General features: G+C 62.8%; 21 protein-coding genes. 5 read left to right on the top strand and 16 right to left on the bottom strand.

Annotated elements, in window-relative coordinates; all coding sequences use genetic code 11:
* Positions 1–26 precede the first annotated feature (26 nt).
* Positions 27–1151 (top strand): Mrp/NBP35 family ATP-binding protein, encoded by a 1125-nt coding sequence (locus LQ788_RS09200; RefSeq protein WP_231447002.1) that lies wholly within the window; start codon positions 27–29, stop codon positions 1149–1151.
* Positions 1152–1199: 48 nt separating this feature from the next.
* On the opposite strand, the gene LQ788_RS09195 is transcribed toward LQ788_RS09200, so the two are convergent.
* On the bottom strand, positions 1200–1673 hold the full coding sequence (locus LQ788_RS09195) for a twin-arginine translocase TatA/TatE family subunit (RefSeq protein ID WP_231447000.1): 474 nt from the start codon (positions 1671–1673) through the stop codon (positions 1200–1202).
* Positions 1674–1739: 66 nt separating this feature from the next.
* Between LQ788_RS09195 and LQ788_RS09190 the strand changes: the two genes are divergently transcribed.
* Both LQ788_RS09190 and LQ788_RS09185 read left to right on the top strand, forming a co-directional pair.
* Positions 1740–2072 (top strand): MGMT family protein, encoded by a 333-nt coding sequence (locus LQ788_RS09190; RefSeq protein WP_231446998.1) that lies wholly within the window; start codon positions 1740–1742, stop codon positions 2070–2072.
* Between the two features lie 36 nt (positions 2073–2108).
* On the top strand, positions 2109–2747 hold the full coding sequence (locus tag LQ788_RS09185; RefSeq protein ID WP_231446996.1) for an O-methyltransferase: 639 nt from the start codon (positions 2109–2111) through the stop codon (positions 2745–2747).
* 140 nt (positions 2748–2887) lie between these two features.
* Here LQ788_RS09185 and LQ788_RS09180 read toward each other — a convergent pair whose 3' ends face one another.
* The 6 genes from LQ788_RS09180 to dapE all read right to left on the bottom strand — a co-directional run bounded on the left by LQ788_RS09180 (position 2888) and on the right by dapE (position 7582).
* Positions 2888–3058, bottom strand: a complete 171-nt coding sequence (locus LQ788_RS09180; protein WP_009881711.1) for a DUF3117 domain-containing protein — start codon at positions 3056–3058, stop codon at positions 2888–2890.
* A 131-nt stretch (positions 3059–3189) separates the two neighbouring features.
* Complete coding sequence (locus LQ788_RS09175; RefSeq protein ID WP_231446994.1) at positions 3190–4425, bottom strand: hypothetical protein; 1236 nt, start codon at positions 4423–4425, stop codon at positions 3190–3192.
* Positions 4422–4691, bottom strand: coding sequence for a DivIVA domain-containing protein (locus tag LQ788_RS09170; RefSeq protein ID WP_231446991.1), 270 nt, complete (start codon positions 4689–4691; stop codon positions 4422–4424). The genes LQ788_RS09175 and LQ788_RS09170 overlap by 4 nt, the downstream gene beginning before the upstream one ends.
* A 31-nt stretch (positions 4692–4722) precedes the next feature.
* Positions 4723–5622 (bottom strand): dihydropteroate synthase, encoded by a 900-nt coding sequence (folP, locus tag LQ788_RS09165; protein WP_231446989.1) that lies wholly within the window; start codon positions 5620–5622, stop codon positions 4723–4725.
* Positions 5619–6410, bottom strand: a complete 792-nt coding sequence (locus LQ788_RS09160; RefSeq protein WP_231446987.1) for an LOG family protein — start codon at positions 6408–6410, stop codon at positions 5619–5621. The genes folP and LQ788_RS09160 overlap by 4 nt, the downstream gene beginning before the upstream one ends.
* Before the next feature lie 5 nt (positions 6411–6415).
* Complete coding sequence (gene dapE, locus LQ788_RS09155; RefSeq protein WP_231446985.1) at positions 6416–7582, bottom strand: succinyl-diaminopimelate desuccinylase; 1167 nt, start codon at positions 7580–7582, stop codon at positions 6416–6418.
* Positions 7583–7625: 43 nt separating this feature from the next.
* Between dapE and dapD the strand changes: the two genes are divergently transcribed.
* The gene (gene dapD / locus LQ788_RS09150) at positions 7626–8570 is read left to right on the top strand and encodes a 2,3,4,5-tetrahydropyridine-2,6-dicarboxylate N-succinyltransferase (protein WP_231446983.1); all 945 of its coding nucleotides are present in this window, start codon (positions 7626–7628) and stop codon (positions 8568–8570) included.
* Positions 8571–8869: 299 nt separating this feature from the next.
* On the opposite strand, the gene LQ788_RS09145 is transcribed toward dapD, so the two are convergent.
* From LQ788_RS09145 to fdxA, 3 genes are all read right to left on the bottom strand, one after another.
* A complete protein-coding gene (locus tag LQ788_RS09145) occupies positions 8870–10153 on the bottom strand; it encodes a citrate synthase (protein ID WP_009881704.1) in 1284 nt (427 codons plus the stop codon).
* A gap of 205 nt (positions 10154–10358) precedes the next feature.
* Complete coding sequence (gene dapC / locus LQ788_RS09140) at positions 10359–11480, bottom strand: succinyldiaminopimelate transaminase (RefSeq protein ID WP_231446982.1); 1122 nt, start codon at positions 11478–11480, stop codon at positions 10359–10361.
* Positions 11481–11483: 3 nt separating this feature from the next.
* Positions 11484–11807 (bottom strand): ferredoxin, encoded by a 324-nt coding sequence (gene fdxA, locus LQ788_RS09135; protein ID WP_231446980.1) that lies wholly within the window; start codon positions 11805–11807, stop codon positions 11484–11486.
* A 201-nt stretch (positions 11808–12008) separates the two neighbouring features.
* Here fdxA and LQ788_RS09130 point away from each other — a divergent pair, with 201 nt between their 5' ends.
* On the top strand, positions 12009–13082 hold the full coding sequence (locus LQ788_RS09130; RefSeq protein ID WP_231446978.1) for a GNAT family N-acetyltransferase: 1074 nt from the start codon (positions 12009–12011) through the stop codon (positions 13080–13082).
* A 29-nt stretch (positions 13083–13111) separates the two neighbouring features.
* On the opposite strand, the gene LQ788_RS09125 is transcribed toward LQ788_RS09130, so the two are convergent.
* The 6 genes from LQ788_RS09125 to LQ788_RS09100 all read right to left on the bottom strand — a co-directional run bounded on the left by LQ788_RS09125 (position 13112) and on the right by LQ788_RS09100 (position 22929).
* Positions 13112–14869, bottom strand: a complete 1758-nt coding sequence (locus LQ788_RS09125; protein ID WP_231446976.1) for a VanW family protein — start codon at positions 14867–14869, stop codon at positions 13112–13114.
* A gap of 13 nt (positions 14870–14882) precedes the next feature.
* A complete protein-coding gene (locus LQ788_RS09120; protein WP_231446974.1) occupies positions 14883–16235 on the bottom strand; it encodes a PIG-L family deacetylase in 1353 nt (450 codons plus the stop codon).
* A 16-nt stretch (positions 16236–16251) separates the two neighbouring features.
* A complete protein-coding gene (gene typA, locus LQ788_RS09115) occupies positions 16252–18162 on the bottom strand; it encodes a translational GTPase TypA (protein WP_231446972.1) in 1911 nt (636 codons plus the stop codon).
* A 227-nt stretch (positions 18163–18389) separates the two neighbouring features.
* Positions 18390–20330, bottom strand: coding sequence for an ABC transporter ATP-binding protein (locus LQ788_RS09110; protein ID WP_231446970.1), 1941 nt, complete (start codon positions 20328–20330; stop codon positions 18390–18392).
* Positions 20330–21388: an ABC transporter permease gene (locus LQ788_RS09105; protein WP_231446968.1), complete on the bottom strand. Its 1059-nt coding sequence runs from the start codon at positions 21386–21388 to the stop codon at positions 20330–20332. The genes LQ788_RS09110 and LQ788_RS09105 overlap by 1 nt, the downstream gene beginning before the upstream one ends.
* On the bottom strand, positions 21385–22929 hold the full coding sequence (locus LQ788_RS09100; protein WP_231446966.1) for an ABC transporter permease: 1545 nt from the start codon (positions 22927–22929) through the stop codon (positions 21385–21387). Before LQ788_RS09100 ends, LQ788_RS09105 begins: the two co-directional genes overlap by 4 nt.
* Between the last annotated feature and the right edge of the window lie 65 nt (positions 22930–22994).

Genomic DNA, 22994 nt, shown 5'->3' with positions numbered 1-22994 from the left:
AGTGGGAAGCGAAAGGACGTGAACACATGAGTGGGCCATCCGAAGACGCAGTCAGGGAAGCTCTGACAGGCGTCATCGATCCGGAGATCCGCCGCAGCATCGTCGAACTCGACATGGTCGAGTCCGTCAGCATCGAGGGTGGAAAAGTCACCGTCACCGTCCTACTCACCATCGCCGGCTGTCCTCTCAAAGACACGATCACCAAAGACACCACGGCTGCGGTCTCGCAGGTTGACGGAGTCACCGATGTGTCGGTGATCCTCGGGACGATGACGCCCGAACAGCGCACCGCGATGCGTGAAAAGCTCCAAGGACCGGGCACGAGCCGCGAGATTCCGTTCAACAAGCCCGACTCTCTGACGAAGGTCTACGCCATCGCCTCAGGCAAGGGCGGAGTCGGTAAGTCATCGATCACCGCCAACCTCGCCGTCTCCCTGGCCCAGAGCGGACTGCGCGTGGGCGTCGTCGACGCGGACATCTACGGCTTTTCGATTCCCGCGATGCTCGGCCTCTCCGGCAAACCGACCCGAGTCGACGACATGATCATCCCGCAGGTCGCTCACAACGTGAAGGTCATGAGCATCGGCATGTTCGTGCCACCGAACCAGGCCGTCGTATGGCGAGGACCGATGCTCCACCGCGCCCTCCAGCAGTTCCTCACCGATGTCTTCTGGGGCGACCTCGACGTTCTCCTCCTCGACCTGCCTCCGGGCACCGGTGACATTGCGATCTCCGTAGCGCAGCTGCTCCCGGGGTCCGAGCTCCTCGTCATCACAACACCCCAGCAGGCTGCCGCACAGGTCGCCGAACGCGCGGGATCGATCGCCACCCAGACCGACCAGCGTCTGGCCGGGGTGATCGAGAACATGTCATGGATGGAGATGCCTGACGGCACCCGGATGGAGGTCTTCGGCTCCGGGGGCGGTGCCCAGGTGGCCGCGAACCTGTCGGAGACGATCGGTTCCCAGGTCAAGCTGCTGGGCCAGGTGCCACTCGACACGCAGGTCCGCGAAGGCTCGGATGCCGGGCTGCCGGTGGTGTTGGCCTCCCCCGACTCCCCCGCAGCACGCGAGTTCGCTTCTTTGGCATCAGCGCTGTCCCATCGCTCACGCGGCCTGTCGGGACGATCCTTGGGTCTCAGCCCGGTCTGATCGCCCAGTTAGTTGATCAGCCTGTTCGTAGAGCAGGTTGCTCGTTGATCAGGTTGCTTCGGTGTCGAAGGGCACGGTGGCTGAACGGTCGCGCAGGGCAGACTGAGCTTGGAACCGCTCGATCGGCGACAGGACCTTGGGACGGGACTCACTTCGCGCGGAATCCGCGTCACCAGCACTGTCTGCTGACCCGGAGTCGATGGCCTGAGCGGACGCGTCACTCGAGGCGGCCGATGATTCCCGAAGCTTCGACTCGCGGATCGCTGAATCCTCCTCCACGAGAGCTTCACGGACGATCCGTCGTGGGTCGTACTGACGTGGATCCAGCTTCTGCCAATCGACGTCATTGAATTCATCGCCGAAGTCGCGGCGCACGCTGTCCTTCGCTCCCTCAGCCATCCGACGCATCTGTCGCACGAGGTCACGCAGCTTCTGTGCGTATTCGGGCAGGCGTTTGGGCCCGATGACGACTAGAGCCACTACCACCAGGATCAACATCTCGGTGCCGTTGATACCCAACATGGAAACAAGTCTACCGTGCACAGAAGTATGCTCGACTCACGGTCAGCACAGGATGGAGTGGAGCAGATGGATGAAGTGGTCGTGGAGCGAGTGCTGCGCATCGTCGAACTCGTGCCCGAAGGCCACGTGGTCACCTACGGCACCGTCGGACTGGTCGCTTCCTGCTCGGCACGCTACGTCGGACGTGTGATGAAGGAGTTCGGTTCGAACGTCACCTGGTGGAGGGTCGTCAACGCCTCCGGGGTGCTGCCGGAGGCACTGCTGCCCACCGCACGTGAGCGCTGGGACGACGAGGGCACCGCGCACACGCACGAGAAGGTCTCAAAGTCAGCCTTCGTCGACGTCGATGATCTCGCGGAGCTGTGGCGCACCCACGGAATCGACCCCGCATGCAGTTAGACTGAAGTTCCCATATCAGCCGAAAGGGAGGGTCGATTGTCACGCGAGAATGCAGGTGATCTCACCTTCGCCGAACAGTACAACGGGCCTGACCCCTTGTTGGATGCTGCGCGAGCCCTCTCCCACGAGAACGGTCTGGCCCCGGTGTCGCAGACGACGGCGTCGACGCTGACCCTTCTCGCCCGGCTGCTGACTCCGGTTGCCGCGGTCGAAGTCGGCACCGGTGCGGGCACCTCGACGTTGGCGCTGCTGCGGGGAATGCCCAACGCCGGGATCCTGACCTCGATCGACACGAACTCCACGGCGCAGGCCGCGGCCCGTGACCTCATCGACATGGCGGGCATCAGGCACAGCCGCCTGCGCCTGATGAGCGGGCGTGCCGAAGATGTCCTGCTGCGCCTGGCGCCGGGGGCCTATGACATGGTCTTCCTCGATTCCGAACCCACAAACCTCGAACGCCTGATCGAGCCCGCACTCCGGCTCCTCGATGCCAATGGGCTTCTCGTCATCCACCAGACCCTGCTCAAGGGCGGTGTGGCCGATCCTGTCGACCGTTCGCCGCGAACCCAGGCGGCGCGGGGACTGCTCAACCGTCTGGCCGAACAGGATCGCCTCGAACGCGTCCTGCTGCCCATCGGACAAGGTCTGCTCATGATCCAAAAGACCCGCCGCTGAGCAGCCCACAGACACGACAATTTCGCTCTCGCCACTGCGTCGACAACGGCGTTGAATGCAAAAACAGCAGAGACTCTGCGAAGTCTCTGCTGTTCGTTCAGCTGCGCTGACTGCTCAGCTGAAGGAGTGTGCCGTGTCGATCACTGACCCAAGGTCTCAGCCAGAGTGTCATGCAGATCTGTGGCTTCGTCTCTGCTGAGCTCGATCACCAGACGGCCTCCGCCCTCGACTGGAAGCCGCATCACCATGCCTCGACCTTCCTTGGTCACTTCCAGAGGTCCGTCGCCGGTGCGGGGTTTCTGGGCTGCCATGTGGGCTCTTCCTTCCGTTGATTATGCAAAGACGGTTCACGCTCGATGGACCGAATGTAATACGACCGATTATTCCACGATCCGGTCACCCACGGGTAACCCGACCGAATTCTGACATCTGGACCTGATCATCAGGGCGGCAGATCAGCAGGTGGGGTGAAGTGCCACAGGTAGGCGACCCAGACGATCTGGAGCAGGATGAACGCGCACAGGACAGCCGCCCTGTACCCACGAGAGCGCACGAGAGCCAACGTCAGCGCCATCGGGAACAGCGGCAGCAGCAGCCGCAGAGTCGACGTCTGCGGAGTGAAGAAGATGAGCAGGTACACGCCGTAGGCCAGACTGAAGTACTGCAGAGTTCTTCCCATCTTGGCTCCCGCCGGGGAGAAGATGAGGGCCAGCATTCCTGCGATGACGACGAACAGCAGCACTGGGCCCAATGGACCAATGAGGCTGTTGGCTTGAGCCAACCACTGCACCACGTATGTTGACTCTCCAGTGTGCCAAGCCGCCTCGGTGTCCGTGTACGCGGTCACCGATCCCGTCGCCAACCACGCGTGGATGGGGTGAACCAATGCTGCGACGCACGAGAGAACACCCAAGGTCCAGGACCGGACCACCTCGGCGGCGGGAAAGGGGTCCTGCCTGCGGCGCATGAAGCGGTCGATGAGGTGGAGCAGCATGAAGAAGGAGAAGGCCACGCCGATGGGACGCGACAGGTCCATGAGGAACACGACGGGGATCGCGCTGAGATAGCGGCGTTCGACGACGAGGAGGAGTGCCGTGGCCTGCAGCAGCAGCGTCAGCGACTCTGCGTACCCGGTGGAGAAGATGGCCGCCGGAGGGAAGAACATCACGAAGGCCAGACCGGTCAGCGCCTGGCCAGGGTCGGTGTATCTGCGAAACAGCACCAGGATGACGATGGCGGCGAGTCCTGCAGCGAGCGTCGACACGATCGGTGAGATCACTTCGTAGCTCAGACCGGTCACGCTCGAGAGGTTGCCGACGACTGCCGGATGAAGCGGGTAGAAAGCCCATTGGTTCTCGGCCACCGCTCCAGTCTCATCAGACGGGAGGATTCTGGGATAGCCTTCCTTCGCCACCCGGCCGTACCAACCGCCGTCCCAGAAGTTGAGGAAGTCGTTGAGGGTGGTGGTGACCGGGCTGGAGGACCAGTTCGCCGGATCCTGACGTTTGAGGACGGCCGCGAAGATCGAGATGCTCACGACTCGGGATACGAAATAGACGGCAATGGCCTGCACCCACACCGGCAGGGCGAGGAACAGGGTGCTGAGTCGCGACAGCCGAGAGGAGCTGAAGACTTCGGGAGCGAGCGTGATTCCGGGCAGGTCTTGGGCTTTGCTCATTGCTGCTCGCGTGCGGCTTCCAGCTCGGTGATTCGGGTACGCAGGGCTGCGACCGCACTGTCGACGTCTTCCATGCGGTAGCCGCGCAGGGCGGGCCGGAACGAGAGTCCCTCGAGGTCCTCTGATGTGAAGTCCTCGGGCAGGGGCTGCCAGTCGGCCTCGGCCTCCTCAGCGGATTCGGCGGAGAAGACGTTGAACGTCGCCGCCAGCACGATCACGAGCACGAAGATCGCTGCGGCCACTCCGATCACAATCCACAATGGCATAACGTCATTTTCTCATAGTGAGAGCATCAGCTCAGCGCAGGCCGCGCACGGTGTGTTTGGGACTTGCGTCACCGGTGATCGCCAGCGTCACGGCGATGGCGTCAGCGGTGGCGCGGACGTCGTGGGTGCGGATCATCGCAGCCCCCTTCTCCACCGCCAGAGCGGTGGCCGCGATCGTTCCGTTGAGTCGTTCCCCCGGTGCCACGCCGCCGATGGCCTCACCGATGAAGTCCTTCCGAGAGATCGCCAGCAGCACCCGGAACCCGGTGTCGGTGAAGGTCTTCAACTCCCGCAGCAGGCGCAGCGACTGGTACGTGTTCTTGCCGAAGTCCGGTGTCGGATCGATGATGATCTTCTCAGCAGCGACGCCAGCGTCCAGAGCGGCCTCGGCCAGTCCGATCACGCCGTCCAGTGTCTGTTCGACGACCTCGCCGGCGGACAGCCCGTACCGGTTGCGGTGAGCATCGGTGCGCGGAGCCAGTCCGCCCGTGTGCGAGCAGACGATGCCCACGTCGTTCTGCGCCGCCACGGAGGCCAGTTCTGGATCGACTCCGGCCCAGGTGTCGTTGAGCAGACCCGCGCCCGCGGTGCAGGCCGCCTGAGCGACCTCGTGTCGCCAGGTGTCGACGCTGATGAGCACATCGGGGTGACTGTGCGCGACCGCTTCGATCACGGGGCAGACACGATCGATCTCCTCGGCGCTGGAGATCTCGCGCCCACGGCCGGCCCGCACCCCTCCGATGTCGACGATGTGCGCCCCGTCCTGCACGGCGCTTTCGACGGCTGCGATGGCCTCCTCGGCGGTGGCGGCCGATTCGTAGAAGGAATCAGTGGTCCGGTTGATCACGGCCATGATAGCGGGGCTGCCGGGCCGGGCCTGTGCCAATTGGAAGCCGCCGAGGTGGGGGCTGGGTGCGGCTGCGTCCTTCACTGGCGCTCCCCTTCGATCGCAGTCCCGATGATGTCGACGACTTCACCGATGTCATCGGTGAGGGTGAACAGCTTCAAGTCGCTGTCGCTGATGGCGCCTTCGGCAAGGAGAGTCGTTGTCATCCAGTCGACGAGGCCCTGCCAGTAGGCGGTGCCGAAGAGCACGATCGGGAAAGAGGTGACCTTGCCGGTCTGGACCATGGTGAAGGCCTCGAAGAGTTCGTCGAGGGTGCCGAAGCCACCGGGCATGACAACGAAGCCGCGGGAGTATTTGAGGAACATCGTCTTACGCACGAAGAAGTAGCGGAAGTTCACACCGAGCTCGACGTGGTCGTTGAGCCCGGATTCGAAGGGCAGCTCGATGCCGAGGCCGATCGACACTCCCCCGGCTTCCCTGGCGCCCAGGTTCCCGGCCTCCATGATGCCCGGCCCACCGCCGGTGATGATGGCGTTGCCGCTGGCAGCGATGCGCCGCGAGATCTCCCGCGCATCCTGATATTCCTGAGTATCCTGCTTCAGTCGGGCGGAGCCGAAGATCGACACAGCCGGGCCGATCTTCGCCAAAGAGTCGAAGCCCTCGACGAACTCGCCCTGAATTCGCAGCACCCGCCACGGGTCCTCGTGCGCCCAACCCGAGGAGCCACGAGAATCGAGCAGGCTCTGGTCAGCGGTCGTCTCCGGCACCTGTGACCCGCGCAGGCGCAGCGAACCCTGGTTGTAGACGTCCCCCGCAGCCGAGGTTGGGACCTCGGCGGTTGAGTCGGTGTCGGTTGAGTCATGGTCTGTCATGGGTCTCAGCGGCCTTCGAGATAGGCGTGCAGTGTCCGGGTGGCCTCTTCGACCTCGGTGACGGACACGTGCTCATCCGACTTGTGGGCGTAGAGAGGGTTGCCGGGTCCGAAGTTCACGGCCGGAACACCGAGTGCGCTGAATCTGGAGACATCGGTCCAGCCCAGTTTGGGCGCCGGTGAGAGCCCCAGAGTGTCGATGAAATCCTGTGCGATGGCGCGATCAAGACCGGGCCTTGCCCCTTCGGCCGCATCGGTGACGACGACGTCGAAGCCGGTGAAGAACTCACGGAGGAAGCCTTCGGCCTCGGCGGCGGACTTGCTCGGTGCGAACCGGTAATTCACCGCGACGGTGCAGGCGTCGGGCACGACGTTGCCGGCGACTCCCCCGGTGATCGACACAGCGGACAGCGACTCACGGTAGTCGAGTCCGTCGACGTTCACGGTTCCGGTCTCGTGCTCGGCCAGGCGCCGCAGCACCTCTGCTGCGGCGTGGATGGCGTTGACTCCCATGAACGCGCGTGCCGAGTGGGCGCGAACTCCGGTCGTTGAGACGTTGACCCGGATGGTGCCGTTGCAGCCGCCTTCGACTGATGCGTTCGAGGGTTCACCGAGGATCGCGAAGTCCCCGCCCAGCCAATCGGGGTGGTTACGGGAGACGCGGCCAAGCCCGTTCAGGGAAGCGTCGACCTCTTCGTGGTCGTAGAAGACCCAGCTGACATCCCGCGTGGGTTCGCGCAGGGCCGCGGCGGTGACCAGTGCCATCGCGACTCCGGCCTTCATATCGCAGGCGCCTCTGCCCCAGATGACCTCATCATCGGTGTAGTCGGCACCATCCATGTGGGTGCGCCGAGGCGGCAGGTTGTCCTCCACCGGGACGGTGTCCAAGTGGCCGGCTACGACGATGCGCTCGGACAGTCCCAGGTGCGTGCGGGCTACGAGGGTGTCTCCGTCACGCAGGATCTCCAGATCCGGGCCGGGGCCAGCCCCGATGCGTTTAAGAACCTGAGCAACGGCATCGGTGATGGTTGTCTCATTGCCGGACACGGATTCGACGGCGCAGAGGCGACCGGTGAGTTCGGCCGGGTCGCCCAGGGCCGTAAACAGGTATTCGGACAGGTCACCGGTGGGGGCGAAACCGGATTCGGTCTCAGTAGATGGATCGACAGTCATACCGCTTAGCCTAGTACCGCCGCCACCGACTAGTCTTGGGGGCATGACAGAACGCATAGTTTCCGCACGTGGCCTGGCCACCCTGCACAACGACTCCGTCCTCACCGCCTGGTACCCCACCCTGAGCACGGCCGATTCCTTTGAAGCCGCCGAGGCGGCCGCCGCCTCCCGCGCGGACACTGACGGGCTCGATGCCCTCGTGTCCACCGATGAGGCTCGCGGCACCCGGACCGAGGTCGTCACCACGACCATCGACCTCGACGCCGGTCCCGCTTCTGCAGCCGATGCCTACCTGCGCCTGCACGCACTCTCCCACCGTGTGGTCGTTCCCAACGACGTCAACCTCGACGGTATCTTCGGTCACCTCGCGAACATCGTGTGGACCTCTGCCGGCGCCTGCTCACCGGAGGATTTCGAAGCCACCCGCGCGAAGCTGCTCGCCAACGGTCCCGTCGCCGTCTACGGCCTCGACAAGTTCCCGCGCATGACCGACTTCGTCATCCCCTCCGGTGTGCGCATCGCTGATGCGGACCGTGTCCGCCTGGGCGCGCACCTGGCAGCGGGAACGACCGTCATGCATGAGGGCTTCGTCAACTTCAACGCCGGCACATTGGGTTCGGCCATGGTGGAAGGACGTATCTCACAGGGCGTCGTCGTCGGCGACGGTTCCGATATCGGCGGCGGTGCCTCGATCATGGGCACGCTCTCCGGCGGTGGAACTCACCGCATCTCAATCGGCAACGGCAGCCTGTTGGGCGCGAACTCCGGTGTGGGCATCTCCATCGGCGATGACTGCATCGTCGAAGCCGGGCTCTACATCACCGCCGGAACTCGCGTCACCGTCCCTGGTGAAGACGAGTCGGTCGTCAAGGCCTCCGAGCTCAGCGGCCAGAACAACATCCTGTTCCGCCGCAACTCCGTCACTGGCGCCGTCGAAGCGATCTCCCGCGACTCCAAGGGAATCGAACTCAACCCCGACCTGCACTGAGCAGACTCTGAAGTGACACTACGAGGGCGCGTCCACGAAAGTGGGCGCGCCCTCGTGCTGTCACAGCACCGCATTGTTTCGTGCCTCGGCCCCGTCGTGAGCATCCGCCTCGAGTAGACATGACAATACGCCCTACACTCGGCTGCAAACCACCTTCTCCCAAAGGGGCGAAATGGTGCTGAGTGTAGGACGTATGTGCCCAGCGGTGCCTTTTGCGAGGCGCGGTGCCAGTTAAGAGTCGCGGTGTCAAATACGAGTCGCGGTGCCGGTCGAGGCCAGCGGTGCGACCGCGGATGTGATCAGCGCTCGTTCATTTCCTTGTAGTCGCGGGAGTAGGCGCCCGTGTAGATCTGGCGCGGGCGGCCGATCTTGGTCTCGGGGTCGTTGATCATCTCGCGCCACTGGGCGATCCAGCCCGGCAGACGACCGACGGCGAAGAGCACCGTGAACATGTTCGTGGGGAATCCGAGAGCCTTGTAGATCAACCCAGTGTAGAAGTCCACGTTCGGGTAGAGCTTGCGCTCGACGAAGTAGTCATCGGCCAGAGCGATCTCTTCGAGCTTCTGAGCCACCTCGAGCAGCGGGTCGCCGCCGGAGCGTGCCAGGACCTCGTCGGCGGTCTTCTTGATGATCTTCGCGCGAGGGTCGTAGTTCTTGTACACGCGGTGCCCGAAGCCCATGAGACGAACGCCGTCTTCCTTGTTCTTCACGCGCTCCATGAACTTCTCAGGTCCGTCATCAGAGGCTGAGATCTCCTCGAGCATCGTCAGCACAGCTGAGTTTGCGCCACCGTGCAGCGGGCCAGCCAGAGCGTTGACGCCGGCCGAGATCGACTGGAACAGGTTCGCCTGTGACGAGCCGACGAGTCGAACCGTCGAGGTCGAGCAGTTCTGCTCGTGGTCGGCGTGGAGGATGAAGAGCTGGTCCATGGCTTTGACGGCCAGTGGATCAGGTTCGTAGTCCTCTGCCGGCACTCCGAAGTTCACGCGCAGGAAGTTCTCCACGAGGCTCAGGGAGTTGTCCGGGTGGATGACCGGCAGACCCATGTTCTTGCGGTGGGCCAGTGCGGCGATCGTCGGCATCTTCGCGAGCAGACGGAATGTCGAGGTGTCGACCTGACCTTCGTCAAAGACATCGAGGTCATCTTGGTAGAAAGTCGACAAAGCGGCGACCGCGGCTGCCACCATGGGCATCGGATGCGCATCGTAGGGGAAGGCGCGGAAGAAGCGACGCAGGTCTTCGTGGACGATGGTGTGTCCGCGCAGTCGACCGTCGAACGCGTCGTACTGCTCCTGTGTCGGAAGTTCACCGTGGATGAGGAGGTAGCTGACTTCGACGAAGTTGGAATGCTCGGCGAGCTGTTCGATGGGATAGCCGCGATACTGCAGAACACCTGCGTCACCGTCGATGTAGGTGATAGACGAGGAGCTTGATGCAGTATTGGCGAAACCTGGATCATAGGTGACCGCGCCGGTGTCTTTCAGCAGCGAACCGATGCGATATCCGTTGTTGCCCGCTGAGGATGCCACCTCGGGCAGCGTCAGCTCCGTGTCCCCGACCTGCAGACTCGCATCCGATGGCATATGTTCTCCTCAGCTTTGACCCACCTCAAGAACTTCCTGAGGTGTCTTGCACAATTCCCTCAAAGACTACCGATAACTGCCAGAATCAGAAAATCCCAGCACTCCGCTCAAACTGCTCGGTAACCCGTCTGATCTGGCTCTACTGGGCTTCTTCGAACCAAATTTCGGTAGGCTCAGCGTCCAACCTTCTGGACCTCAGAACCGCTCATTCTGCCGCCGCATGCAGCCGTCGTGCGGCTGCTTCGATGCGCTCATCACTTGCCGTCAGGGCAATGCGCACATGGTCCGTAGCCGCCTCACCATAGAATTCGCCGGGACCGGCGATGATGCCGATGTCGGCCAGCCCGGACAGCGAGTCCCAGCAGTTGATGTCGGCACTCGACCACAGATAGAGGCCCGCGCTCGAGTGATCGATGCGGAATCCGTAATCTTCGAGTCCACTGCGCAACAGATCCCGACGAGCGCGGTAACGCTCCTTCTGCTCATTGACGTGAGCAGTGTCTCGCAGTCCGGCGATCATAGCCGCCTGGACTGGGAACGGCACGATCATTCCGGCGTGCTTGCGTGACTTGGTGAGATCGCCGATGAGCTGACTGTCACCGGTCACGAAGGCCGCACGGTACCCAGCGAGGTTGGACTGCTTCGACATCGAGTACACGCTGAGAACACCGTGGTGATCTCCGCCCGTGACGTTGAGGATGCTCGGAGCCGGTGATTCGGATTCCCAGTTGAGCAGTCCGTAGCACTCATCAGAGGCAAGGACGACTCCAGCTTCACGGGTACGGCGAACAACCTCGGTGAGGGTGTCGGTGTCCAGCACCTCACCCGTGGGATTGCCAGGGGTGTTGATCCACAGCAGTCCGATTCCGTCCAGGGAGGCACCGGCGGCAACGTCTGCCGCGTCGAGACGACGACAGCCGACACCGGCGATCGTGGCCCCCATCTCATAGGTCGGGTAGGCCGCCGATGGGCAGGCCACTTCCAGACCAGCCTGGCGCAGCCCCAGCAGTGTGGGCAGCCACGCGACAAGTTCCTTCGACCCGACCGTGGGCAGCACCTCGGCGGCGGGATCGAGTGTGACCCCATGCCAGTTCTGATACCACCAGGCGATGGCTTCGCGCAGTTCGGTCGTGCCCGCCGTCGTCGGGTAGCCATGGGCGTCGCCGGCCGCGGCCAGAGCTGACTGGATCACCTGCGGGGTGGGATCGACCGGTGTGCCGATCGAGAGGTCGCAGACCCCCTCAGGGTGCTGCGCGGCCCGATCGCGAAACTCGGTGAGTCGATCCCACGGGTAGTCGGGCAGATTGAGGCCGAAGCGTGACGACATGGCTCAGTCGTGCTGCTGCCGCGGCAGGGCGGCGATGATCGGGTGATCCAGGCCGGTGTTGCCCAGCTTCGCGGCACCGCCAGGCGAACCGAGCTCGTCGAAGAATTCGACGTTGGCCTTGTAGTACTCCGACCATTCCTCCGGGGTGTCGTCTTCGTAGAAGATCGCTTCGACCGGGCAGACCGGCTCACAGGCACCGCAGTCGACGCATTCGTCCGGGTGGATGTAGAGGCTGCGCTCACCTTCATAGATGCAGTCGACCGGACATTCGTCGACGCAGGCCTTGTCCTTCAGATCGACACAAGGCTGGGCAATGATGTACGTCACGAGTACGACTCCTATAAAGACTCAACGAGATTGCACGTATACAGCCTAAGACTACGCCTTCCGGCCCGGTCAGGTCCCATCGGGTCGACGTGATCCTTCTTTCACATTCGTGTCCTCGGTCACGTCGGCGGCGGTGGGGATGGGCCCTGGATTAGGCTGGGGAGGCAAGAACTTCAAGGACGTTTCGGCGGAAGGCGATAAGTGGACGATCTGCAGCCCGGCAAAAGAGTGGTCGTGCGGTATTCGCTCGAACCTGGTGATTCGCATTCGACCTCAGATGCCCTCGGCGTCGTCAACAGTGCCGACGAGTCGTTTGTGGAGATCGGGACCAAACGCGGGCCGATCCGCATTGCTCGTGAGCAGATCTTGCTCGTCCATGAGGTGCCCCCGGCACCGACCAAATCGGGTCGTACCCACGAGATCGTGTCCGCCGTCGATCTGCGCCGGATCTCGGCAGCGGCGTGGCTGCCCGCTGACATCTCCTGGCTGCACATGGAGAACCTGCGCAACGAGAGTTCCGAATCCGAGTCCGACATCGGCCTGCTGCAGAAGGGCTGGCTGCTGCGCAGTTCCGACTCGGTGACCAGACGTGCCAACAGCTGCCTTCCCGTCACCGATACCGGAATGGATTGGGAGCAGAGCCTCGACGCCGTCGAAGCCTGGTACTCGGCCCGGGAGAAGCCCAGCTGCGTCCAGATCTACTCTGCCGACGATTCCAGTACGCTGGCGCCGGCCTGCGAGGGGCTGGCGCCGCTGCTCTCCGCCCGCGGCTACTCCCCCTCTGAGCCTGTCTTCCTGCTGGCCGGTTCCACCGCCGAGGCGGCCGCTGGTGCCGCTCATCCCGGTGACGCAGCCGCTCCAGGCCTGTCGATCGACGTCAGCGAGGAGCCGAGCCCCATGCACTACGCGGCGTGGACGAGTGAGCGCGACCCGGGCTCGGCGGACGCTTTCCGCGGCCTCATCGAGGCTTCCGATCCGTGTCAGTTCGTCACGGCCTATGCCGATCACCCCGATGGCAGCAGGACCATGGTGGCCAGCGCCCGGATCGTCGAACGCAGCAAATGGGGTGTGCTGACGAATCTCGTCACCCACCCCGACCTGCGTCGGCGAGGGGCAGGTCGGTCGGTGGCCCGCGCCGCGGCGGCACTGCTGTCCCAGCGGGGGGTGCGTTCGTACCTCGTTGATGTGGAGGCGAGCAACGAAGCGTCCCTGAACCTCTTCACATCCCTGGGCGCCACGGTTCGCCACCGGTCCTGGTACGCCGGTCGCGGCTGAGTCGCGTCAACGACTCCGGCTGAAGCGATTCAGTCCTTGCACTCGACTTTGTTCACTGGCCGGTAGACGGTGACGAATGAGTCTTTGGTCGTCTTGCCCGAGGCGATGTCCTCCATTGTCCGCGTGATCTTGATCGACCACCCCTGCTTGGGAGACTGCGGCGTGCATTCTGGTCCCGACTCGGTCACGGAGCCGGGTGAACTGTAGTTGTAGCGGTCAGAGGAATCAGACTTGACCTTGAGCTTCTTGTCGCCGAAGACCTTCGCGTGGACTTTGCCATCGGAGAGGTACATGTCCAGGACCACCGGCTGCTTCGAGGTGTTCGTGAACTTCATGTCGATCGTCGACCAGTCCAGTGTGGCTTCCCGGCCTTCTGGGTAGCGGGAGATGTAGCGCGAATGAGCCTGGTGTTCGTCCAGTTCGAAGCCGGCGAAGAAGGCGGCGTTGAACAGTGTCGTCGACACCTGCGAGACTCCCCCACCGAAGTCCTCCTTCATCTGGCCATCGGAGATGACGCCGGCGGCCTTGTACCCGTTGGCTGCTGTGCGCTGTCCGATGGCTTCGTTGAGGGAGAACTGCTCGCCGGGCTGAACGACGGTCCCGGAGACCTTTTTTGCCGCGACTTTGAGGTTGGTGTCGCGGTTGGGTTCGGATGAGTAGCCGGTTGAGTATTCGGACATCACCTCAGACACATCAGCCTTCTCCGCATCCTTCGTGGTGAAGTCCGGCTTCACCGAGGCGAGGGTGACGCTGGGTTTGTCGGTTTTGCCCGAGATGGCATCGGTGACGGCTGTGGTCAGCTCGTCCTTCTTGATCCCGATTCCGGTTTCGGACTTCACGACCTGAGGCTTGCCGTCTTTGATTGTGAAGCTTGCATCCTTCGCAGGCTTCCCGACGTCTTTGTTGGCCGCCAGGACCCGTTTCTGCAGATCCTCCTCGTCGAAGACAGGAGTGAGCTTCGAGTCCTTGGGCTCGAAGGTCAGCGTCTTCGCGATCGTGGCCGGGCTGATCGTCAGATCTCCCGCATCGACATCCGAAGAAGCATCTTTCGCGGGTTCGGCTCGTACACTCAGATCCCCGCTCACTGCGTCCTTGGCGAAGCCGTCAGCGACGTCCTTCGCCTCGGCAGTGGTGATGTCGGGTTCGACGTCGGCAGCTGTGACCGGCAGCGGCCCTTCGGTACGCAGCCACGAGTCCTCGATGGCGCTGCGCACCTGTTCGGCGTCGACGCTCTGACCGTCGGCGCCGTCCTTGACCTCGGGCTTGGCTTTGACGTAGCTGACTTCGGCGTCGACGGGGTCGACCTTCAGGGATTCCGTGACCTTGCCGGTGGCTTCCTCGAACTTCTCATCGTCGATGCTGATGACCGGTTCGATTTCGTCATCGCCGAAGAGACGGTCCCAGATGATGACGGGGTTGAGTGTGAAGCCGGTGGCTCGGCTGATAGTCTCCGTGATGTCGAAGCTGACCCCGGCTTTATCGGGGTCGAGGGCAGCAGTGGGCTTGCCTGCCTTGAGCTCGATCTCCTCCCCCGCTGTCTCACCCAGCTCTTCACGCAGAGACGCTTCTGCGGAGGTGGTGGACTTACCGCCGATGTCCACGCCGGCGACAGTCGTCCCCGGTGAGAGCACTCGTCCGGTGAGGAATCCGATGACCAGGTAGAGGACGGCCAGGACGAGGAGGATGAACCCGACGATGATCCACGGTCTCCGCTTCGGAGTCTCCGCGGAGCCCTGCGGGCGGCCGCCGGGGTTCGGTGAGGAGTGGGACAGGGTCTGCGTCGGCATAGTTCTCCCGATTCTAACGGGCTGCTGCGGGCGGCCGCACCTTGACGAACGCGAGGATTGCGGCGATGAACATCGGACCGATCAGCCAGGCCGCTGAGCGCAGCGTTCCGGTCACGATGATGTCCGCGCCAGGCAGCCACGTCGGCTGGCCGAGGACATAGGAGAGGACGACGATGATGAGCGCGGCCACAAGCATCGGCGACGAGCTTAAGTACATGGTCTTGAGGTGCCAGAGTCCGCAGGCTGCCAGCAGCAGGGACAGGGCGACCCCCCACGGCAGTATGACCGTGGCGCCAGCCAAGTCGAACACGCTCACATTGAGGTGCTGCATGGCGCCGAGGAAGCCGATGAGGACTGCTAAGACGACGGCGTGAGCATAGGCGAAGAAGCCGGGTTTCTTGGGCTCCCGACGTCGGCGGCGCAAGGGAGCTGCACCAACAGCAGCCGGGTCCTGTGCTTCGCAGGCAGCGATGTCAAGATCCGTCAGCACATGGGGTGCGGGGCCTGATGTGCGCTGTTGGGCCGAGATGGGAGTTCCAGCACCGATGGAGTAGTACTCGTGGTCGACGATCTTCATGCCGATGCCGTTCGACAGTGCGAAGAACCCACCGGAAACCTTCACCTGGGTGCGGTGCGCGGCCAAGGCGGCGCGTTTGGCGCCGAGGACAGCGGAGATGTCCTGGGCGATGACGATCTCGCTCACTGGCGGCTTTGTGGGGATCGTCTGAGCTGGTGAGAAGCCGGTTTCGGCGAATCCCGGCTGGTTCGCATCGAAGGTCTGGTGAGCCACCTCGGCGGGGACATCGACGAAAAGCAGTCGTCCAGTTCGCCAGGTTGCGACGTCGATCGCGGCCACAGTGGCCTCGTGAACGCGGACATGGTCGGGGTGACCGTAACCGCCGTTGGCGGCATAGGTGATGACCGCATGGGGACGGACCTCATCGATGACGGCGGCAATGTAACGGGACACGGTCGAAAGTTCGGCAGCGCACAGAGCGTTGGCCGGCATGGTCGAGGCGGCGACGGCGTGACCATCGGGACCCCACTCCATCCCGGAGTCTTCGAAGGTATGGGCGCTGCCGCCCAGGAACAGGTGCTCGCGTACACCCAGGGCAGCCATCGCCTCGGCGATCTCGGCTTCCCGGACGCGGGCGAGGCCGGCCCGATTGCCTTCCAGATCCTTGAGATCGGCGGGGATGACCTCGCCGTCCTCACCACGAGTGGCACTCAGGACCGTGACCTGCGCTCCCTCGCCGACCAGTGCGGCGATTGTGCCTCCGGTCGTGATCGTCTCATCATCGGGATGAGCGTGCACGAAGAGGATGCGGGGAACGACGGTCATGGGGTCCTGAGTGCTTGTGGTCATGCTGGGTTGGTGGAACTCACGCGTTCTGTTTACGCAGCTTGGCGTAGGTCTTCGCGCGTTCCTTCGGGTCGAGTTCCAACTTGCGGATGCGCACTGTGCCCGGGGTGACCTCGACGCATTCGTCCTCACGGGCGAATTCGAGGCTTTCCTCAAGCGTCAGCTTGCGCGGCGGAACGAGGTTCTCGAAGGAGTCCGCCGAGGCCGAACGCATGTTCGTCAGCTTCTTCTCCTTGGTGATGTTGACGTCCATATCGTCGGCGCGGGAGTTCTCGCCGACGATCTGGCCGGTGTAGACCTCCGAGGTGGGCTGAACGAAGAAGGAGCCGCGTTCCTGCAGGTTGATCATCGCGTAAGGAGTCACAGCGCCGGGACGGTCGGCGACGAGAGATCCGTTGGTGCGGAACTCGATGTTGCCGGCCCAAGGTCCGTAGCCTGCGGAGAAGGAGTTGGCAATGCCGGTTCCGCGTGTCTCGGTGAGGAACCGAGTACGGAAGCCGATGAGTCCACGTGCGGGAACGGTGAATTCCATCCGGACCCAGCCGGTGCCGTGGTTGGTCATGGTCGACATGACGCCCTTGCGGCTGGCCAGGAGCTGAGTGACGGCACCGAGGTAGTCCTCAGGCACGTCGATCTGGAGCTCTTCGAACGGCTCGTGCACCTTGCCGTCGATCTTCTTGGTGACAACCTGGGGCTTGCCGACCGTGAGTTCGAAGCCTTCACGACGCATCTGCTCGACGAGGATAGCCAACGCGAGCTCGCCGCGTCCCTGAACTTCCCAGGCGTCGGGACGTTCGGTGGGCAGAACCTTGAGCGAGACGTTGCCGACCAGCTCCTGGTCAAGGCGATCCTTGACCATGCGGGCGGTGACCTTGGTGCCCTTCTCGCGACCTGCCAGAGGCGAGGTGTTGATGCCGACGGTCATCGAGATCGCAGGATCATCGATTGTGATCGCAGGCAGGGGCTTCGGATTGTTCAGGTCGGTGAGCGTGTCACCGATCATGATGTCGGGGATACCTGCCACAGCCACGATATCGCCGGCAGATGCCTCTGTGGCTGGGACGCGATCGAGGCCCTGGGTCTCCAGGAGCTCGGTGATCTTGACCGAGCTGATGTCATCGCCACGAGCCCAGGCGACCTGCTGGCCCTTGCGCAGGGTGCCGCCGAAGATGCGCAGCAGAGCAAGACGGCCGAGGAACGGCGAGGCGTCCAGGTTGGTCACGTGGGCCTGGAGGATGTCGTCATCGTTGATCTCAGGAGCCGGAATGGTCTCGAGGATCGTCTTGAACAGCGGCTCGAGGTCCGGATTCGACGGAGCCTCTCCATCAGCAGGCTGTTCGAGCGAGGCTGCCCCGACCTTGGCCGCAGCAAAGACAGTGGGAACATCGAGGACCGAGTCGACATCAAGATCGGGGACTTCGTCCGCGAGGTCGGAGGCCAGACCGAGGAGCAGATCCTGAGCCTCTTCGACGACTCCGTCGATGCGAGCATCGGCACGGTCGGTCTTGTTGATCAGGAGGATGACCGGCAGCTTCGCAGCCAGCGCCTTGCGCAGCACGAAGCGGGTCTGGGGCAGAGGGCCCTCGGAGGCGTCGACGAGAAGAACGACACCGTCGACCATGGACAGGCCGCGCTCGACCTCTCCGCCGAAGTCAGCGTGACCCGGCGTGTCGATGACGTTGATGACGATGGGGTCGTCGCCAGCTGAGGGTCCGTTGTAGAGAACCGAGGTGTTCTTCGCGAGAATGGTGATGCCCTTCTCGCGTTCGAGGTCGCCGGAGTCCATGACGCGTTCAGCAAAATCACCGTGTTCGCTGAACACACCGGTCTGGCGGAGCATGGCGTCGACCAGAGTGGTCTTGCCGTGGTCGACGTGGGCGACGATTGCGACGTTGCGGCGGTTTTCCCGACGCGTGATGGCTTCAGTCATCAAGAACCTTATGAGCTAGAGAGATTGGTCCGGTGCGGACCCAACAGACCATTATACGGCCACACGCTTACCGGAAATGACAGGTGGTGTTCAAAGACACTCACTGTTAATGCGAGCGTGAATGCATTCGGTGGTCGCAGCGGCGAGAGAGAATCCGCCCGAAAGCGTATCTGACTCGTTTGCTGCGACCACCGAATTGCCGCGTCGGCCGCTGGGCCGCCTGACGATCAGGCGTTGGCTGTGGCCTCCAGGACAGCGTCCCTGGCCTCGCGTCGCTTACGCTGTTCGCGCGGGTCAGGAACCGGAACGGCGGACAGCAGCCGCTGGGTGTAGGGATGGACCGGGTTGGCCACGACCTGCGAACTCTTACCGATCTCGACCAGGTACCCGTGACGCATCACGGCGATGCGGGAGGCGATGCGTTCAATGACTGCCAGGTCGTGGCTGATGAACAGACACGCGAATCCGTATTCCTGCTGCAGACCCTCGAAGAGGTCGAGGACCTTGGCCTGCACCGAAACGTCGAGGGCCGATGTCGGCTCATCGGCGATGAGCAGCTTCGGCCGCAGAGTCAGCGCCCGGGCGATGCCGATACGCTGCCGCTGACCGCCCGAGAGCTCGTGCGGATAGCGGTTGCGCATCGACGTGGGCAACTCGACCGCGGTGAGCAGCTCCTCGACACGCTTGCTCAGCGCTGGCCCCTTCATCCCCTCATGGAGATAGAGAGGCTCGCCGATGGACTCACCGACCGGCAGCCGCGGGTTGAGCGAGGAACCGGGGTCCTGGAACACGATCCCGACTTCCTTGCGCAGCGGTCGCATCGCCTTGTTGCTCAAACCCTTGATGCTCTTGCCGTTGACGACCATATCGCCCTCGACAGTGGGCAGGAGTCCCAAAGCGGCGCGACCGATCGTCGTCTTTCCCGAACCGGACTCACCGACCAACCCCACGACCTCTCCGGGAGCGATCATCAGATTGATGTGGTGTGCGGCGCGGAACGCCTTCTTCCGCCCGATCGCCGGATATTCGATAGCAGCATCACGCAGCTGCAGAGCAGAAGGCTTCGAGAAGTCAGCCTGAGAACCGGGATGGTAGTAGGTCTCCGTGGAGTCCATCTCGATGTCGTTGGCATGCTTGGACTCCCCAGCTGCCTCCGCGGCTTCGGCCAGGCCCGAGACCCGGTCTGCTCCCCCTTCGTTCACCATCGGACTGAGAGCCGACTTCGGCGGGTGTGCTCCACCGTCGTTGCCGCCCGTCGTGACGTCATCGGCGGTGCCGTGGGAGGCTTCCGATTCGTGGACGACAGCCGAGTCCTCGACACCGGCGAGGTCGGCACCGAAGGCCTCTCCCTCAATGCCTGTGCCCAGGTGCGGCACGGCTTCGAGGAGCTGCTTCGTGTACGGGTGCTGCGGGTTGTAGAAGATCTCTTCCGCATTGCCCGATTCGACGACGCGCCCGGCCTTCATCACAATCATGCGATCAGCCATATCGGCGACCACACCCATGTCGTGGGTGATGAGGATGATGCCGGCATCGAGCTTCGACTTCAGCTCACGCATGAGCTTGAGGATCTCGGCCTGGACGGTGACGTCCAGTGCCGTCGTCGGCTCATCGGCGATGAGCAGCTTGGGTTGGCAGGCCAGGGCCTGAGCGATCATGATGCGCTGACGCTGCCCACCCGAAAGCTGGTGGGGGAACGAATGGAACCGTTCCTCCGGGTCCGGGATCTCGACAAGACGCATGAGCTCGAGAGCGCGTTCTTTGGCTTCGGTGGGACCGACGTCGAGGTGGACGCGCAGCGTCTCCACGATCTGGAAGCCAGCAGTATAGACCGGGTTGAGTGCGGTCATCGGCTCCTGGAAGATGACCGAGATCTCGTTTCCACGGATCTGCTGCATCTTCTCCGGCGGCATGCCGATGAGTTCGGTTCCGCCCATCTTCGCCGAGCCAGTGGCCCGGCCGTTGCTGGGCAGCAGACCGAGCAGTGACATGCTCGACTGTGATTTGCCGGAGCCTGATTCTCCTACGATCGCCAGCACTTCACCGGCGTTGACTGTGTAGTTGAGATCTTCGGCGGCCATCCACCATTCGTCGTTGACCCAAAAGTTCACCCCCAGGTCTTTGACGTCGAGGACCGGTGATTTGGCTGTGCTTGTCTGTTCAGTCATCACTTCGCCTCCTCTTTCTGCGTCGTGTTCGCCGCATTCTTCTGGGTCATGCGCTCGGCCTTCTTCATCTTCCTCCAGCTCGGAATGGTCTTCATCCGGGGATCAAACGCATCGCGCAGACCGTCGCCGATGAAGTTCACACACAGAGCAATGACGATGATGAACAGGCCTGGCCACCAAAACAGCCACGGACGGGTCGCGAATGAGGTCTGGTATTCGCTGATGAGCTGGCCCAGGGAGATGCCGGGCGACTGGATGCCGAAGCCGAGGTAGCTGAGTGCGGCTTCGAGCACGATCGCCTGGCTCATCACCAGAGTCGTATTGACGATGATGACGCCCATGGCGTTGGGCAGCATGTGCTTGAACATGATGCGGAAGTCGCTGGCTCCGGCCACGCGAGCTGAGTCGACGAATTCGCGTTCACGCAGGGACATGAAGTCACCGCGGACGAGTCGTGCCAGGCCGGTCCACAGAATCGCTCCCAAGGCCAGGCCGAGCAGCGGCCCGTTCGCGCCTCCGACCATTTTGCCGAGGATGGAACCGATGACGATGACGGGCAGGATGATGAAGCCGTCCGTGATGCGCATCAGCAGGGAATCGATCCAGCCGCGGTAGTATCCGGCGACTGCACCCACAATTGTGCCGATGACAAGGCAGACCAGGCCGATGATGATCATGACGATAATGGAGATCTGCGTCCCCTTCATCACACGGGCGAAGTTGTCACGGCCGATCTCATCCTGCCCGAAGGGGTGCTCCCCCAGCGAGAAGAAGTTCGAGAACGACCAAGTCGGCGCGCCTCCGGCGTTGACGATTGGGCCCGAGGCGGTGTGGTTGAAGATCCACCACCCCGGGATCGGGCCGAAGCCCACCGATGAGAAGGCGAAGAGGGCGACGAAGGCAAAGACGCCGATGCTGATCATCGCACCCTTGTGGCGGAGGAACTTTCGGAAGACGATCTTGCCCTGGGACAGACCTTCAGTTTCCTTGGCTTCGATCGCATTGTCCCCGACCTCGTCGGGGGCGAGAGCATTCTGATTATCGTTGTTGGTACTCATGCGTTCACTCGGATTCTGGGGTCGAGAACTGCGTAGAGGAAGTCCGCGACGAGGTTGGCGATGATGGCGAGCAGGCCGGTGATGAGGATGTAGGCCATGATCGGATCGAGTTCGGACTGTCTCATCGAATCGATGAAGAGCTTGCCCATACCGTTCCAGCCGAAGATCGTCTCCGTGATGACGGCACCGCCGATCATGGTGATGATGTCGACGGGAATGATCGATGCCAACGGCAGCAGAGCGTTGCGCAGTGCGTGGCGCATGACGACAGTACGCTCGTTGAGGCCCTTCGCCCGTGCCGTGCGGATGTAGTCCTGCCCCATGACCTCGAGCATCGACCCGCGGGTGTAGCGGGTGTATGAAGCGAACGAGATGAGGATCAGGGCGATCGACGGCAGGAGGAGGTGAGTGAACGTGTCAAGGTTGGCTATCCAGAAGTCGCCTTCGAGGTTCGGCGTCGATGCGCCGATCGTCGCGATCGGACGGTTGTTGATCGCAGGCTGGTCGGAGTAGTCTCCCCATCCCTGCAACACACGGTCGGCAAAGATGAGCACGGCGATGATGATGCCCGTGAAGAAGGTGGTGCGCACCGTGTCCCAGGGATCGGGACCTCGGAAGGCCAAACCGACACCGACGGCCACACCGATAGTCACGATGAGAAGTCCGAACATCCACAGCCAGTTCATCTCCTGGTAGTAGAAGAGATACTGCAGCGGCATATAGAGCAGCGCTCCGATGACGGCCATCGCGACCGAGGCGTACAGGACTCGCTTGTTCTTCAGGCCCGTCGACAGGAAGGTCATGACAACGGCAGCGCCGAGGCCGATGACGACGATTCCCACGATGCCGATGCTCGGGTGCTGCAGCCAACCGCTGGCCAGAATGTAGTAGATCGTGGCGAAGGTGATCACCGTGGCAGCGAGGAAGGTGATGAGTCTGCGTTTACGGCTGCCGCCCAGAGCACCCATCCAGAACAGTCCCATCGCAATGCAGACGAGGATGATCGGCACCCAGCTGCTCAGCGTCGGGTCGTTGATGAAGTTGTTGATCTCGATCGCGCCGTACTGTTTGAGCAGAACCGCGACCCAGAACACAGGCAGCGAGTAGAGGAGGAACGAGACGAAGGTGATGAAGTAGTCGAAGCCCGAGTACTGGCGAATCGCTGAGACCATTCCCACTGCGATGCCGAGCACGATGGCCACGATCGTCGAAGCGGTGATGAGCTTGACCGTGTTGACGATCGCTCCCTGGAGCTGCGAGGTGACCTCTTGGCCCGACTTCCAGGCGATGCCGAAGTCGCATTGTCCGACCACGCAGCCGCCCACACCGGCCAGCCACTTGAAGTAGCGCACGATTGCAGGGGTGTCGAGGTCGAGGAGTCTGCGACGGGACTCGTAGAGTGCCTCGATGTTGGGTGAGGTGCTCGAACGCAGATCCCAGAAGAAGTCGAGGGCGACATTGAGCAAGAGGTAGAGGATAAACGTCACGACCAGGAGCACGAGTGCCGTCGAGAGTAGTCGTCTGAGGATGAATCTTGTCATTGGGTGGTGTCCGTTTCAATCTTCCGAAAACGCCGCTGTGGGGATCACAGAGTGATCCCCACAGC

This window comes from Brevibacterium zhoupengii (genome assembly GCF_021117425.1).
Classification (GTDB): Bacteria; Actinomycetota; Actinomycetes; order Actinomycetales; family Brevibacteriaceae; genus Brevibacterium; species Brevibacterium zhoupengii.
Note: the sequence above shows the minus strand (reverse complement) of the source record. Positions and strands in the feature narration are given on the sequence as shown.

Bases quoted from the DNA above. Each gene is read 5' to 3' on its own strand.
- dapE (WP_231446985.1), bottom strand. From the start codon at position 7,582: ATGACTGTCGATCCATCTACTGAGACCGAATCCGGTTTCGCCCCCACC.
- typA (WP_231446972.1), bottom strand. From the start codon at position 18,162: ATGACTGAAGCCATCACGCGTCGGGAAAACCGCCGCAACGTCGCAATC.
- LQ788_RS09170 (WP_231446991.1), bottom strand. From the start codon at position 4,691: ATGCCATTGTGGATTGTGATCGGAGTGGCCGCAGCGATCTTCGTGCTC.
- LQ788_RS09120 (WP_231446974.1), bottom strand. From the start codon at position 16,235: ATGACCACAAGCACTCAGGACCCCATGACCGTCGTTCCCCGCATCCTC.
- LQ788_RS09200 (WP_231447002.1), top strand. From the start codon at position 27: ATGAGTGGGCCATCCGAAGACGCAGTCAGGGAAGCTCTGACAGGCGTC.
- LQ788_RS09160 (WP_231446987.1), bottom strand. From the start codon at position 6,410: ATGACAGACCATGACTCAACCGACACCGACTCAACCGCCGAGGTCCCA.
- LQ788_RS09195 (WP_231447000.1), bottom strand. From the start codon at position 1,673: ATGTTGGGTATCAACGGCACCGAGATGTTGATCCTGGTGGTAGTGGCT.
- LQ788_RS09145 (WP_009881704.1), bottom strand. From the start codon at position 10,153: ATGCCATCGGATGCGAGTCTGCAGGTCGGGGACACGGAGCTGACGCTG.
- LQ788_RS09110 (WP_231446970.1), bottom strand. From the start codon at position 20,330: ATGACTGAACAGACAAGCACAGCCAAATCACCGGTCCTCGACGTCAAA.
- LQ788_RS09100 (WP_231446966.1), bottom strand. From the start codon at position 22,929: ATGACAAGATTCATCCTCAGACGACTACTCTCGACGGCACTCGTGCTC.
- LQ788_RS09190 (WP_231446998.1), top strand. From the start codon at position 1,740: ATGGATGAAGTGGTCGTGGAGCGAGTGCTGCGCATCGTCGAACTCGTG.
- LQ788_RS09125 (WP_231446976.1), bottom strand. From the start codon at position 14,869: ATGCCGACGCAGACCCTGTCCCACTCCTCACCGAACCCCGGCGGCCGC.
- dapC (WP_231446982.1), bottom strand. From the start codon at position 11,480: ATGTCGTCACGCTTCGGCCTCAATCTGCCCGACTACCCGTGGGATCGA.
- LQ788_RS09105 (WP_231446968.1), bottom strand. From the start codon at position 21,388: ATGAGTACCAACAACGATAATCAGAATGCTCTCGCCCCCGACGAGGTC.
- LQ788_RS09180 (WP_009881711.1), bottom strand. From the start codon at position 3,058: ATGGCAGCCCAGAAACCCCGCACCGGCGACGGACCTCTGGAAGTGACC.
- dapD (WP_231446983.1), top strand. From the start codon at position 7,626: ATGACAGAACGCATAGTTTCCGCACGTGGCCTGGCCACCCTGCACAAC.
- LQ788_RS09175 (WP_231446994.1), bottom strand. From the start codon at position 4,425: ATGAGCAAAGCCCAAGACCTGCCCGGAATCACGCTCGCTCCCGAAGTC.